A 14,870-nucleotide genomic window follows, 5' to 3' on the forward strand; every position below is an offset into this window, starting at 1 on the left:
CATATAAAAGGGAGTCGGGAAAAACTGCCTTAAACGGGTAGCTGCACTCCCTTTTCTTTTCATAACAACTGCTTCAACGGTTCTTTCTTTTGAATTTATGTTATGCAGGGAACAATCATAGAGACTATGAAGTCTAAGATAAAAGAAAGGTTTTGAAGGGGTGGTTGAACGTGCATGATAAAGAGAATCCCATGAAGAATATTATGATTCTCATAGTTATAGTCTCTATGGTCCTATGCTCCATAGTTTTTGCTAAAGAAGAGACATATAGAGAACTCCCACATATTAAAATTTATAATGATGAAACATTGGAAGTGCCTTTTGATGAACCACTTGCAGCCAATACAATAAACGTAAGCAATATATGTGTAAAAAATTCAAAAGGGGCAAAGGTACCCATAGACAGAAGCATAGGCTCCGATGGAAAGATTATAATTATCAAACCTGTCACACAATATGTTAAAGGCGAGACTTATACTCTATATATAAGCAAAAATGTGAAATACAGAAACGGTAATTCTATTGGGGAGAATTTGAAAATGAACTTTACCGTCATGGATCAAGAACCTGTAAATCTTCCCACGGTAGACACAGCGGAAAATCTTGAAAAACTTTTGAAAGAGGCAGTACTGGATCAAGAGCCGGATTATGCCGGGTCCATTGAAGAGGAGATGACAAGAGGTTCATTTGATATTCCTGTTGTAAAGACGAAGAAATCTGCTGAAGCAACTACAGCACCAAATGCGGGAGTTAATAACATTTCTAATGAAGTCACATCCGGTCAAGGGGATTATTCTACTACAAATGTGCAGGTTCAGGGGGTTGATGAGGCAGATGTGGTTAAGACAGATGGTGAGTATCTATATCAAATGAATAATAATATGATAGTTATTTCAAAAATATATCCTTCCAATGAAATGAAAATAGTAAAAGTAATAGATATGGAAGAAGAAAATCTTTATCCATCGGAACTTTATGTAGATGAAGAGAGGATGGTGGTAATAGGCCATTCTTACAGCAATCTTCTCATATCTGATACTATCCCTGGAGGAAAAAGAATATCTAAATTACCATCCTATTATTCCTCCCGTACCGTAAAGCTCATAGAATATGATATTAAGGATAAAAGGGACATAAAAAAGTCCAGGGAAATAGAAGTGGAAGGGAGCTATATCTCCTCCAGAAAAATAGAAGATAAGCTTTATCTTGTATCCAGCAGAAGTTGCAACTATTATCACATAATGAGATCCGGACAGGAGAACCTCACTCCTTCTTATAGGGATACTGCGCTAGGTGAAAAATTCATAAACATATCCTATGAAAAAATTGCCTACTTTCCCGATTGCATATCTGCCAATTACCTAATAGTTGCCGGAGTGGATTTGGGAAAACCCAAGGAAGGTGTAAATGTATCCACTTATCTGGGGGGAGGTCATAATATTTATGCATCTGGAGAAAATCTATATGTAGCACTGATAAGAACAGAAAAGAAGAGCAACAATCCTGTAATATATGATTCTGCAAATCCTCAAAATCAGGATGATTATAGGGACAAAGAATCAATTATATACAAGTTTGCAATGAATGAAGGAAAACTTATATGTATAGGTAAGGGTGTAGTACCTGGGGAAATATTGAACCAATTTTCTATGGACGAATATAATGGTTATTTTCGTATAGCTACCACCAAGGGAGAGATATGGAGAAATGACGAACATACATCCAAAAACAATCTTTATATATTAGATAAGGCTATGAATATTACAGGCACCATAGAAGACATAGCTCCCGGTGAAAAAATTTATTCAGTGAGGTTCATGGGTGACAAGGCATATATGGTGACCTTTAAAACTGTAGATCCGTTGTTTGTAATAGATCTGAAGAATCCTAAATCTCCAAAGATATTAGGAGCATTAAAGATACCTGGTTACAGTGATTACCTCCATCCCTACGATGAAAACCACATAATAGGATTCGGCAAAGATACTGTGGAAGTGGTGCACAAAGATATTCATGGCAATGAAATAGGAACCACTGCATATTATCTGGGCATGAAAATAGCCATGTTCGATGTAAGCGATATGGCTAATCCCAAAGAGCTTTTTGTAGAAAAGATCGGGGACAGAGGTACAACATCTGAACTGCTGAATAACCATAAAGCATTATTATTCTCAAAGGAAAGGAATTTAATGGCTTTTCCTGTTACTGTAGCAGAGGTAAAAGAAGATGAAGAGAACAATGCAAACATGGTACCCAGATATGGTCAGTTTACATTTCAGGGAGCGTATGTTTATAATATAGACTTAAAGGAAGGATTCAAGCTTAAAGGCAAAATTACTCATATAACCGATGATGAATATATGAAAGCAGGAGATTATTGGTATGACAGCAGCAAAAATGTAGAGAGAATTCTCTACATCAATGATGATTTATATACAATATCCAAAGGAATGATAAAGGCAAATGACATTAACAGCCTGAAATTAAAGGGCCAACTTGAGATACCCCAGAGATAATCTCCTTTGGCCTGCTACAGAAGACTCCTTATGATTTCCAAGAAAGCATCGTATGCCAAGCTTAAAACACTTTCATCAAAGTCAAATCTATTATGGTGATGGGGGGCAGCTAATTTGGTACCGAACATTAGGTATACAGATTTGCCCCTGTTTTTTTCCACTTCATTCATCATATGAGTAATATCCTCGGAAGCTCCCAGTGATTTTCCTGTTGTAACTTTTATGTTCTTTTTCGTCAGAACTTGAATTAATTCATCAATAAAGTTTTTGTCGCAATTATTATAAGCTGGTGCTCCCCCTGACTCTACGATTTTGAACTTCACATCAAAGGATTTGGCACTGCCTTCTATGATATAATGCACCTTCTGAAGAAGAAGGCTGTTGACATCTTCGTTTTCTCCTCTTGTTTCTATTTCCATATATGCTTTATGGGGAACTATATTTCTTGCTGTTCCTGCTTTGAGCACTCCCACATTAAGTCTGCTCATTCCGCTTCCGAACTGGGTTAGAGTGTGGAGGTTCAAGGCACAACTGCAAGCTGCAAGCAATGCATTTTTGCCCGCTTCCGGATTGGCTCCTGCATGGGCTGGTTTTCCTTCAAAGTATATATCCAGCTTAGAAGTAGCTAGAAATCCAGTGGTGCCACACACAACTTCATTTTTTTCGGCTCCCAATCCTATATGTCCTGATATTAAATAATCCACATCTTTTAACATTCCTGATTCAACTATGCTTTTTGCGCCTCGTACACCTTCCTCTGCAGGCTGGAAAATCAAAATGAATTTTCCTGACAGATGGTGTTTTTCTTTCACTAGCTCTTCAGCAACAGCAAGTCCCAATGCTATATGGCCGTCATGACCGCATGCATGCATAGCATTTGTGTTTCTTGATGCGAAGCCTTCCCTATTTGGCCTATGGTCTTCATCCTTGCTTTCTTCTATGGCGTTTGCATCAATATCGAACCTCATAGCTATTACAGGTCCTTCTTTATGGGTATCCAATATGGCAACTGCTCCTGTATAGCCATCCAATATTTCAGATATATCAAAATCTGCATCTTCTTTTATAGTTTCTCTGTGCTTTCTGATGATATCCATATCAGGAAGTCCCATTCGTTCTCCGTGGATTTCCTTGCCATACTTTACTTCATAGCCAAAGTATCTTAGATACTTGATTATTTTTATTGTAGTTTCGAATTCCAGCCATCCTGTTTCTGCGCATTTATGAAACTCTCTTCGCCAATCAATTAATTTCTGATATTTATTATCCATCTATGACCTCCATATGGGTATTTAAACTTACTATAAAAGATATACTGTTATAACATAATTATAACATTGATGGTATAAGAATACTAACAGACTGAAATAAAAAAAGGAGAAATGATGAACATTTAAATGAGTATAAAAGATAGGATGGATTATAAAGTAATACCTTCCTGTATATATACCAATTCTGAAATCGCTTCTGTAGGAATGACAGAAGAAGCAAAGTCCAATGGCAAATCCATTATATGCAATGGAACATGGGGTTTTGTTAAAATAATCGCAGATAGGAAATATGGTGAAATTCTGGGAGTCCATATTATTGGACCAAGAGCTACGGATATGACCGGAGAGGCGGCTTTAGCGATTAAATTATAAGCAACGGTAGACGAACTCATATCTACAATATATGCCCATCCTACTGTATCAGAATCCATTAAGGAAGCAGCCTTAGCAGTGAAAAATGAAGCAATTCACAATGTGAATGCATAACCAGGCTTTAGAGGTGTGACATGAATGTGAAGAAATGCTCCAAAGATGCAGATATAAAAAGAACCTTAGCAGGAAGGATACCTAAAGATATGGATTTGCTTATGGGCATCAAGGAATTTTGCAAATCCTATGGAGTAAAACATGGGTATATAGTTGGTATAGAAGGGAGCTTGAAAAGCACAAGATTTGTATATACGATAAAGGACAAAAAATCAAATATGGGTATAACTTACAGCGAACCTGTTATGTTGAGTGGTTTTCTTGAAATACTGGCTGGGCAAGGGCTTGTAGGACTGGATGATAAAGATGGGCTATCGGTGGACATTTTATTGATAGTGGTAATGATGTTTTAGTCACAGCAGAAATAATAATTCACGTAATAGATAAGGTTGAAAATCACAGAGTCTATGATGAAGATGCAGGTTTCTTATTATTTAAAGCAAGATAGGATGTGCAGTATTATAACATAATTGAAAACAACTCCTCTTTGTAATATAATATTAGGGTAAAAATTACAAAGCAAGGGAGTCGTAACATGAGTTTATTAGAAACATGGAGAGAAACCGCCTATAAAGGCGACAATCCAAATGTGCAAAAGAAGTTCTGGAAAGAATACTTTGACATTGAGAAGGGCATATATGAAAAGCTTCTAACCAATCCAAATGAAGTGGTAAAAGGAACAGTAAAGGAATTGGCTGAAAAGTATGGCACAGATGTGCTTCACTTTACCGGGTTTCTGGACGGTATAAACTCAAGCCTCAAGGAACCCAACAAATTGGAGGAGCTGGAAGAAGATTCATATGTCCAATTGGATATAAATGTAGAAGAGCTCTACTATAACATGTTGGCAGCCAAAGCAAAATGGCTCTATACATTGCCCCAGTGGGACAATATTCTCACCGAGGAAAAGAGAAAAGAAATAACTAAAAAGCAAAGGCTTTCAGGAACAGTTATAAAAGGAGATACAGTGGGCAGGAACGATCCATGTCCCTGTGGAAGCGGAAAGAAATATAAAAAGTGCTGCGGCGCAAACAAATAAGCCAGCCGAGACATGAGAAGACAATGGACATATGGAGTGGTAAAATCAATAATGAGTTGAAGAAAGGCTTCTGATTGAAGCCTTTCTTTTCTTTTACTTGTGTCCATCCATTACAGTTCATATAATTGTAATATAATAGTACAGAAGGGCATTGAAAGAGGAAAATCCCCAAGGACATATAAAAGAAATAATACCTGCCTTTGAAGGGGACAAACTAGAATGGAGGGTTTAATATGAAGAGCATTTTGATACTGGAAGATGACGAAAGTTTAATCCGTGGTATTAGCTTTATATTTGAAAAGGATGGCTACAATGTTATTTCGGTAGGCACTATTGAAGATGGAAAAAGGATGTTAAAGGGGCACAAGATTGATCTTATAATATTGGATTTAGGGCTGCCTGATGGAAATGGCATGGATCTATGCAAAGAAATCCGAGCAAATTCAAACGTTCCCATTATCATGCTTACTGCCTGTGATCTGGAAACAGATGAGGTGTCCGGTCTCATGGCCGGAGCTGATGATTATATTACCAAGCCATTTTCTTTATCCATTCTAAGGGCAAGAGTGGAAGCTCTGCTTAGACGCATGGATACTGAAAGGAATAATATAATTGTTTCAGGCAAATATAGGCTGGATTTAAATTTATGCAAGTTATATCAAGAAGACGAAGAAATACCTATAAGCTCAACAGAATATAGACTCCTCAATTTATTGATGATTAATGCCGGACAAGTACTGTCTAAGGAACAGATATTAGCTTCTCTATGGGATAATGAAGGAAACTTTGTAGATGAAAACACCCTTGCAGTTAATATCAGCCGCTTGCGTGCAAAATTGGAGAATAACCCAAGAAATCCAAAAACCATTAAGACCATTCATGGCATTGGCTACATATGGACAGGAGGGGTATAGAGATGGACCCAATAATTGCTATTATAATTTCCGTTTCTTTATGCCTCATTACTGTCTTTTTTTGCTACAGATATGTAAAAAAGACCTTTGATGATGTTGATTATGTATTAGACAGCATATTAGCCAAAAAAACGGATATATCATTGAAAACAATGGAAGACAGCAGACTTTCCAAGTTGGGGCATAAAGCTCTTAGAATTGCTGAGATGAATATAATGGATGTTTCTCAAATCAAGCATGAGAAAGAAATAATACAAAGCTTTATTTCTGATATGTCTCATCAAATGAAAACACCCCTATCCAGCGTAACCATGTATACTGATTTGGTGCTGGAAGGACGCATAACAGAAGATGAGAGGCAAGAATTTTTATATCGCATAAAAAAGGGAACGGAAAAACTCCAATGGATGATGGATAGCCTTGTCAAAATGTCCAGATTGGAAGTGGGAGCTATTGAACTGAATCCTGTTCCTGCCGGCATAAAGCAAACAATTTCTGAAAGCGTCAGCGATGTATATGCAGCATCGGTCAAAAAAAACATTTCAATTGAAACCACCTACTTTGATGATATTATGCTGCTCAATGACCGGAAGTGGACCCGCGAGGCCATTGCAAATGTTCTGGAAAATGCCATCAAATACTCTTCCATAGGCGGTGAAGTAAACATATCAATAGAAAAACTTCCTATCTATACAAAAATCAATATCACAGACCATGGCATAGGCATCTTTTCTGATGAGTGGAATTCTGTTTTTAAGCGATTTTATCGAGGAAGAAATGCAAAGGGGATAGACGGAGCAGGATTAGGTCTTTACCTAGCATCTCTGATATTGGAAAAACAAGGCGGATATATTCTCGTAGATTCTAGACCAGGGCAATATACCACATTCTCAATGTTTTTACAAAACTGTAAGAAATAAATTGTTTTTTGTTAGGAGTCTGTAAGAACTGTCCTTTATGATGAACTATGTAATGAAAGGGGGAAATGAAGTGGTAATATTAAAAACAGAAGCCTTAAAAAAGTATTACGGGAAGGAGCCAAATGTTGTTAAGGCATTGGATGGTGTTGATTTGGAGGTACAAGAAGGAGAATTTGTAGCAGTTGTAGGTACGTCAGGATCAGGAAAAAGTACTTTGCTTCACATGCTGGGAGGATTGGATAAACCTACAGATGGAAAGGTTATTGTCGGAGGAAAGGATATTTCAGGAATGACTGATGAACAGCTGACAATCTTCCGACGTAGGAATGTAGGCTTTGTATTTCAAAGCTATAATCTTGTCCCAATATTGAACGTATATGAAAACATCGTTCTTCCTATAGAACTAGATGGCAACACTGTAGATCAGGACTATGTAGAAAATATAATAGAAACATTGGGGTTGTCAGAAAAGAAAAACCATCTCCCTAATAATTTGTCTGGAGGACAGCAGCAGCGTGTAGCCATTGCCAGGGCTCTTGCAACAAAGCCATCTATTCTTCTTGCAGACGAACCAACGGGGAATCTGGACACAAAAAGCAGCCAGGATGTTCTGGGTGTATTGAAGATGACTTCTACTAAGTTCCATCAAACTATAGTGATGATTACGCACAATGAGCAAATTGCTCAGCTTGCAGATAGGATTATACGAATTGAAGATGGCAAAATAGTTACTATGGAAGGATGGATATGATATGAGAAATAACAACCAAGCTGCAATATGGAAATTATCAAGACAAAGCTTTCTTGCCAATAAAAGTCGGAACATTTTCGGAATCATTGCCATAGTGCTTACCACCGTTCTCATTACTGCGGTGTTTACTATAGGGATAAGTCTTTCCGACGGCATGCAGGAAATGATGATACGAAAATATGGGCGTAGTACGGAGGTGGACTTTCAATATTTGACTGAAGATGAAGCAAAGGCTGTGGCTGAACATCCTCTCATTGAGGAATATGGCTTGTCAAGACTGATTACAGTAATTACGGAAGGTGTCTTCCGTCAAGAACAAGGAGAGATACATACAGCCGATGAGAATTTTGCCAAATTTACATTTAGCATGCCTACAACAGGTCAACTTCCTAAGGAGGAAAATGAAATTGCCCTAACAAGCTGGATTCTTGATGTTATGAATCTGCCGAGAGAATTGGGGAAGGAAGTCCATTTGGATTTTGAAGTGGCAGGGACTCCTTACAGTATGGATTTTGTAGTCAGTGGTTTTTGGGATGATGATATAAACCTCCATCCATATGGAATCATGTATATATCCGATATACTGGCAGACAAGATTCTTGAAGGTGTGAATCCTGAGGAAACGCGTTTGGGGAAGGGGTATTATGGTGTCACCATGATGACTGCAAATATAAATGGAAAACTATCGCAACTTGAAGAAAATGTTGATACTATACTGGCGGATACGGGAATTGATGCTGATATGGTAGGCATTGTCTATAACGGTGCTTACCATAGAGGAAATATGGACTCTGGAATCATCTTGGCAATGGCATTGGCTATTGCCATTATACTGGTAAGCGGCTATCTTCTCATCTATAATATTTTTTATATTTCAGTAATGCGGGATGTGCGCTACTATGGGCTGCTGAAAACCGTTGGTACAACACAAAAGCAGCTTATGAGAATTGTCAACTTTCAGGCATTTATGCTTTGCATCATAGCTATTCCCGTAGGCCTGATTTTCGGTTATTTGCTGGGTATTGTGCTAATACCTGTGTTGCTTGGTTTTCTGAACATCGATTATATGCCTGCACATCCAAATCTATGGATATTCTTGCTTGGAGCAGCGCTTTCACTTATTACGGTACTTATAAGCTGTCATGGACCTGCAAAGAAAGCAGGTAAAATCAGTCCTATAGAAGCAGTGAGATATACAGTCTTTGCCGCAGTTTCCCCTAAAAAGATGAAACGAGGGAAAAAAGGGGCAAGAATATACCGTATGGCTTGGTCCAATATCTTTCGCAGCAGGAAAAAGGCGTCCGTTGTAATTGCATCCTTGTCTGTAGGATTGGTTCTATTTAATATAGTTTATACTGTAGTGGGAAGTTTTGATATAAATAAGTTTCTGCAAGGCTATATTAACGGTGATTTTCTCATTGCCGATACAGATTATTTCAACCATGTCAAGCCTTATGTACCAAGCTATACATTAAATGAAGATTTGCTGACGGATATAAGTAAACTGGAAGGAGTTAAGAACATTGCCAGGGTCTATTATGGAAACGGTTTTACTCCTGTGGAAGGGAAAATCAAAGACGTGCTTAAGGAACATCTTCGAGAAGAGTTGCTGGCCGACGAACCATCTTTGGCAGAGGAAGAAGTTGAGGAAATAATCGAAAAAAACATTTCAGATGGTTACGAAAACAAGATGGTATCTCAGATATACGGTTTTGATAGCTATTGGCTGGATAAGCTGGAAGAAAACATGTTGGAAGGAAGCTTTGACCGTGAGAAATTTCTGTCTGGAAAATATATTCTGATTGGATATGACAGAGATGACATGTTACAGACAGGAGATATGGTCACATTATCTTTTTATGATAAGGATGGAGAAAAACGAACCTATGAAGTTATGGGAAAGGTAGACTTTAGAAAACTCAATTCATTAAGCGCCCACTTCATAACATGGCCTGGATTTTCTGCCTATCTTCCCTCAACTGAGTTTGAAAAGCTATCAAACCCAGATATTATGTCAGCAACGGTTATAGCGGATGAAGCTGCTGTTGGCAACTTGCAAAAAGAGATTGGTATGATGCTTGAAAATAACTCAGAAGTGGATTTTCGCTCTAGGAATAACTACATCGAGGAACTGAAAAGCGATAATCAGAAAACAGCACTGATTGGCTTCACATTGTGTGCCGTCATATTGCTCATTGGTATCTTGAACTTTGTCAATACCACAATAACCAATATTTTTTCCCGGAAGCACGAGCTTGCCATGTACGAGAGTATAGGTATGACAGCAGGGCAAAGCAAAAAGATGCTTGTATTGGAGAGCCTATATTATATGGTGTTAACTATGTTTGTTTTTGTGACAATGGGTTATGGTATTAGTTATTATAGTGTAAATGCCGTGACCAAGAACAGTGCTGCATATACCTACCGATTCAGCTTTGCTCCTTTTATAATCTGTTTCCCTATACTTATATTATTGGCCTGTGTTTTGCCAATCAATGTATATGGAAGCATTTCTAAGGATACTGTGGTACAAAGGTTGAGAGAAATTGAATAAGAATTATTAAGTAAATGACAATATAAAGCCTTCTAAGCTTGTATAGCTTTAGAGGGCTATTTTTACTAACAAACTTTGAGAAACAATGAAAATGGCATATTAAAGCTTATATTGGGAATTGTAATTAATGAGCAATGTAAATTTTGAAGTTTTTTGAAGATGGTTTCAATTTTATTGATTTTGACTTTTGATAACTTCAGTACCATAATGAAAATTATTGGGTAGAAAAGCAGTAATGCATATGGAAGTGGGTGATTCTATGGAGTATAAAATAGAAGAAATACTGAAGGATTTGGTTCGCATTGACAATATAGCTTCTGAAATGAATGAAAAGAGACAAATAGAAGTTAATGTTATTGAGCAAAAATATAAAATGGAGATAGAAAACTTAAAAAGGCAGTTGGAAGATGAAAAGGCTAATGCAAGGAGATATATTGATGATGCAATAGCAGAGGCTCAGAAAGAAGCAGAGAGAATAGAAGAAGAAAAACTGTCAGCTCTCAGAAATTTAGAGAGAAGATACAACGAGATAAAAGATGAAGTATTGAGCCAGACCATATATAAAATCTTCGGCATGGAGTTGGGTAGCAAATGGATGCCATAAGAATACATGGAGCAGTTGCCACAAAGGTTAAAGGCATGGAAAGCAAAATGCTTAATGATGATGATTATATAAATCTTTTGAATGCAAAATCTATAACAGAATGTGCACGTTATCTGAAGGAGAAAACCAGCTATGGAAGATTCCTCGCAGATGTAGATGTGGAAACGGTACAAAGGGGAGCTTTGGAAGGGCATATAAAGGAGAATATAATTTACAACATCGATAAGATAATACATTACTATAGCGGAAGCTATAAGGAGTTTATAAATACCTTCTTCGCTAAATATGAGATAGAAGATCTAAAAGATTTGGCCAGGGAAGTCTACAAGAAAGGGAAAATTGAAAATTACGAAGACAATGTTTTCGTTGGCAAATACAGCAAAGCAGAACCAAGCAAGATTCTGGATGCAAAGTCGGTGAGGGATATAATTATTGCTTTGAAAGATACCGCTTTTGGTAAGTATACTATCCCCTTGCTAGATGATAATAGGGGAGAAAACCTTTTTCGTTTTGAAATGACCCTTGATATGGCATATTACAGCATATTGCAAAAGGAATGGGATAAGCTGTCGCCTGCAGATCAGGAAACCATTAGGAATGTCTTCGGCACCATAGGGGATGTGCTAAATATTCAATGGATATACAGAGGTAAGAAGTTTTATAATATAGAACCTCAGTTGCTATTGAACTATACTATAAATCTCTACAACAGGCTTAATTTCAGGAAGATTAAGGAGTTGTGCTACCAAAGCAGTCTATCCCAGTTTCTGGACAAAGCACGAGAGACTCGCTATGGTTTTTTGTTTAAAAACGATGAAACCATTGATATATATATGGACAGGCGAATGCATAGGTATATTTATTATTATCTTCAAAAGATTGACCGGAATACCAACATGAATATCATCAATGTGGTAGCCTATATATTGCTTCTTGAATTTGAAGCCAGAGATATTATATCGATTATAGAAATAATAAGATATGATGTCCCGGAAGATGAAGGCAAAAAATATCTGATAAAAAATATTCATTAAGGGGGCGGTACGGAGTGGCAGTGGAAAGGATGAAAACTGTAGGCATAGTGGGGAACATAACAGATATGGACAAAATATGCAGAACCATCGTGCTAAACGGTAGTATGCATATGCTGAATGCTCTTACGGAAATAAACTCTAATTATTTCAAGCTCAGTGCTTCGGAGGAAAATATAGAGGCTATAGAAGAATCCAATCGCCTTGTACCCTACAATGTCGGTAAGGATTATGGGAAGGATGAGCAAATCATCAAGGCCCTAAATGAAATATTTGATTTTAAGCCATCAAAGGATACTGGCTCAATAGGAATCGATTATGATTATCAAAAGCTCATAAATGCAGTGGAGGAAGAATATGGTGCTGTAAAGGAATTGTGGGATGAAATAGAGAAAAAAAACAAATTGGTAGAAGAAAAGAAAAATTATATTAAAAATTTAAGTTATATGAAAGATATTAACATGGACATAAGCCCGCTGCTAAATCTAAAGTACTTGAGACTGAGGCTATTTATCATATCCAGAGAAAACTTTGGAAGGTTAAAAGGAAATTATGAAAATGTTCCTTCACTTGTGCTGAAAATTGCCACAAAAGATGACAATGTAATAGTAATGTCTGTTGCTCCTCAATACTTTGACGAGGAAATCGAAAGACTGTTTGCCACATTGAATTACCAGGAACTGAAGCTGCCTGCGGGATATACAGGAACAGCTCAGGAGATTATAGAAAAACTTACTGGAGAAATAAAAAACATATTGAATGAAATCAAAGACCTGAAGGATTTGGTGCAAAAGCGCAGAGGAGATGTCAGTCCTACAATAAAAAAAGCTTATTCAGCTCTGGAACTTGAGAAGAAGGTTGAATTGGTTAAGAGAGAAGCTGCCATGGGCAAAAGGCTTTTTTTCCTCTTCGGATATGTTCCTAAGAGCAAGGTAAAGAGACTTCAGAAGGAACTTTGGGATTATTTCGGCAGCAATATAATACTTGTAATAGACGATGCTCCGGCAAGGGAAATGGCAAAATCTCCCCCAACTAAGTTTAAAAACAGTTGGATCATAAGGCCTTTTGAAGCATTAATAAGAATGTATGGACTTCCGTCCTATAACGAGATAGATCCTACCGTATTTTTCGGACTTAGTTACATGTTTCTTTTTGGAGCCATGTTTGGTGATTTGGGACAAGGATTTGTAATTCTCCTAGGAGGCTTGTACCTGACTTACAAGAAAAAGAGAGTAAATCTAGGAGGAGTTTTGTCCAGACTTGGCGGAAGCTCCATGATATTCGGATTGCTGTATGGCAGTGTATTTGGAAATGAACATTTGATACCTGCTCTCTTTATCAGGCCAATGGCCAATATAAACACCATGCTCATACTAGCCATAGGACTAGGTGTCATACTTATGACCATAAGTTTCCTATATAGTCTGGTGAACAATTGGAAAAGAAGGAACATTGAAGAAGGCATTTTCGGAAGGGAAGGCTTGGTGGGCTTCCTGTTCTTTCTGACATTGATATTTACGGTAGTAAACTATTTTTACAATCTTATTGAAATTCCTCTTGCTGTCCCTATAATCATCATGGCAGTCCTCTTGCTGTTGAATGTGTTCAAAGAGCCCATTTCAAACCTAATTATAGGCTCCAACAGGTTGTATAAGGAAAGTGTTGTAGATTATTATACGGAAGCAGGATTCGGAGTTATAGAAACATTGCTTTCTGTTTTATCAAATACCATATCCTTTATAAGGGTGGGTGCCTTCGCACTAAACCATGCAGGATTGTATCTGGCCTTTGAAACCATGGCAGAGATGATAAATTCAGGCATTGGAGGCACATTGATCTTAATATTGGGAAATATAGTCATAATAGGATTGGAAGGGCTTATAGTATTTATTCAAGGCCTGAGACTTGAATATTATGAATTGTTTTCAAGGTATTATTCCGGTGATGGGGTAGAATATGCTCCCGTAAGATTAAACAACTAGGCGTAATATTTAGGACTATGTCCCAAAGAAATAATATATTGGCGAATGGAGGAAGAAATATGTATACAATTGTTGCAATTGCTTTATTAATCGTATTGATTACCATTGGGTGTGGTGTGATATTGTTAAAAACAAACGAAAGTACAGATAAAAATAAGATAAAAAGGGTATTAAGAGTCAGCTTAGGATCATATTTAACCTTAATAGCTTTATTCCTCTTTATAATGGCTCCACAGGTAGCATTTGCTGCAACTGAAGAAGGGTCAAATTCAGGCTTAGGTTTTATAGCTGCTGCTGTATCTACAGGTCTTGCAACCATTGGTGCAGGATATGCGGTTGGAGCAGTAGGATCATCAGCTTTAGGAGCAGTATCCGAAGATCCAGGCATATTGGGTAAGACCCTTATATTCGTTGGATTGGCAGAAGGTATCGCCATATACGGACTTATAGTGTCCATCATGATACTGGGAAGACTATAGAGGGTGTAATGCATGAAAATGTTTATTATAAGCGATAATGCAGATGCTTTGATAGGCTTCAGACTTGCAGGAATTGAGGGTGTGGTGGCTCATGACAGGCAAAAAGCTGAGAAAGAGCTTCAAAAGGCATGTCATAATTCTGATATAGGTATCATTCTCATTACCGAATCTCTTACGGAGGAATTGGAACAGGAAATTAACAAGATAAAGCTTAATCCTAAGATGCCAATAGTAACAACAATACCCGACAGACATGGTTTCAGAAGAAGCAAAGACTACATCACAAGAACCATTAAGGAATCTATAGGATTAAAGATTTGAGG

Annotated in this window: 13 protein-coding genes and 1 pseudogene; 13 read left to right on the plus strand and 1 reads right to left on the minus strand. The window is 37.4% G+C overall.

The window, feature by feature from the left end:
- Positions 1–170 precede the first annotated feature (170 nt).
- Positions 171–2,516, plus strand: a complete 2,346-nt coding sequence (locus tag BUB48_RS07205; RefSeq protein WP_073025573.1) for a beta-propeller domain-containing protein — start codon at positions 171–173, stop codon at positions 2,514–2,516.
- A 14-nt stretch (positions 2,517–2,530) separates the two neighbouring features.
- On the opposite strand, the gene BUB48_RS07210 is transcribed toward BUB48_RS07205, so the two are convergent.
- Positions 2,531–3,787 carry an amidohydrolase gene (locus BUB48_RS07210; RefSeq protein ID WP_073025574.1) on the minus strand — a complete coding sequence of 419 codons (1,257 nt, stop codon included), beginning with the start codon at positions 3,785–3,787 and terminating at the stop codon, positions 2,531–2,533.
- A 126-nt stretch (positions 3,788–3,913) separates the two neighbouring features.
- Between BUB48_RS07210 and BUB48_RS07215 the strand changes: the two are divergent.
- The 12 genes and pseudogenes from BUB48_RS07215 to BUB48_RS07270 form a co-directional block, all read left to right on the plus strand.
- Positions 3,914–4,273 (plus strand): annotated as a pseudogene (locus tag BUB48_RS07215) (dihydrolipoyl dehydrogenase); the annotation flags it as partial.
- Between the two features lie 20 nt (positions 4,274–4,293).
- Positions 4,294–4,626 carry a PCC domain-containing protein gene (locus BUB48_RS07220; RefSeq protein WP_073025576.1) on the plus strand — a complete coding sequence of 111 codons (333 nt, stop codon included), beginning with the start codon at positions 4,294–4,296 and terminating at the stop codon, positions 4,624–4,626.
- A 182-nt stretch (positions 4,627–4,808) separates the two neighbouring features.
- Complete coding sequence (locus BUB48_RS07225; protein WP_073025577.1) at positions 4,809–5,312, plus strand: SEC-C metal-binding domain-containing protein; 504 nt, start codon at positions 4,809–4,811, stop codon at positions 5,310–5,312.
- 233 nt (positions 5,313–5,545) lie between these two features.
- The gene (locus BUB48_RS07230) at positions 5,546–6,226 is read left to right on the plus strand and encodes a response regulator transcription factor (protein WP_073025578.1); all 681 of its coding nucleotides are present in this window, start codon (positions 5,546–5,548) and stop codon (positions 6,224–6,226) included.
- Between the two features lie 2 nt (positions 6,227–6,228).
- Positions 6,229–7,146, plus strand: a complete 918-nt coding sequence (locus BUB48_RS07235) for a sensor histidine kinase (RefSeq protein WP_073025579.1) — start codon at positions 6,229–6,231, stop codon at positions 7,144–7,146.
- A 52-nt stretch (positions 7,147–7,198) separates the two neighbouring features.
- A complete protein-coding gene (locus BUB48_RS07240; protein ID WP_408631044.1) occupies positions 7,199–7,897 on the plus strand; it encodes an ABC transporter ATP-binding protein in 699 nt (232 codons plus the stop codon).
- Position 7,898: 1 nt separating this feature from the next.
- Positions 7,899–10,451, plus strand: coding sequence for an ABC transporter permease (locus tag BUB48_RS07245; RefSeq protein WP_073025580.1), 2,553 nt, complete (start codon positions 7,899–7,901; stop codon positions 10,449–10,451).
- A gap of 241 nt (positions 10,452–10,692) precedes the next feature.
- Positions 10,693–11,055, plus strand: a complete 363-nt coding sequence (locus BUB48_RS07250; protein ID WP_073025581.1) for a hypothetical protein — start codon at positions 10,693–10,695, stop codon at positions 11,053–11,055.
- Positions 11,043–12,089 (plus strand): V-type ATPase subunit, encoded by a 1,047-nt coding sequence (locus BUB48_RS07255; protein ID WP_073025582.1) that lies wholly within the window; start codon positions 11,043–11,045, stop codon positions 12,087–12,089. The genes BUB48_RS07250 and BUB48_RS07255 overlap by 13 nt, the downstream gene beginning before the upstream one ends.
- A 14-nt stretch (positions 12,090–12,103) precedes the next feature.
- Positions 12,104–14,068, plus strand: coding sequence for a V-type ATP synthase subunit I (locus BUB48_RS07260; protein ID WP_073025583.1), 1,965 nt, complete (start codon positions 12,104–12,106; stop codon positions 14,066–14,068).
- A 59-nt stretch (positions 14,069–14,127) separates the two neighbouring features.
- A complete protein-coding gene (locus tag BUB48_RS07265; protein ID WP_073025584.1) occupies positions 14,128–14,547 on the plus strand; it encodes an ATP synthase subunit C in 420 nt (139 codons plus the stop codon).
- A gap of 12 nt (positions 14,548–14,559) precedes the next feature.
- A complete protein-coding gene (locus tag BUB48_RS07270; RefSeq protein ID WP_073025585.1) occupies positions 14,560–14,868 on the plus strand; it encodes a V-type ATP synthase subunit F in 309 nt (102 codons plus the stop codon).
- Positions 14,869–14,870 lie beyond the last annotated feature (2 nt).

The organism is Lutispora thermophila DSM 19022 (assembly GCF_900142105.1).
Lineage (GTDB): Bacteria > Bacillota > Clostridia > Lutisporales > Lutisporaceae > Lutispora > Lutispora thermophila.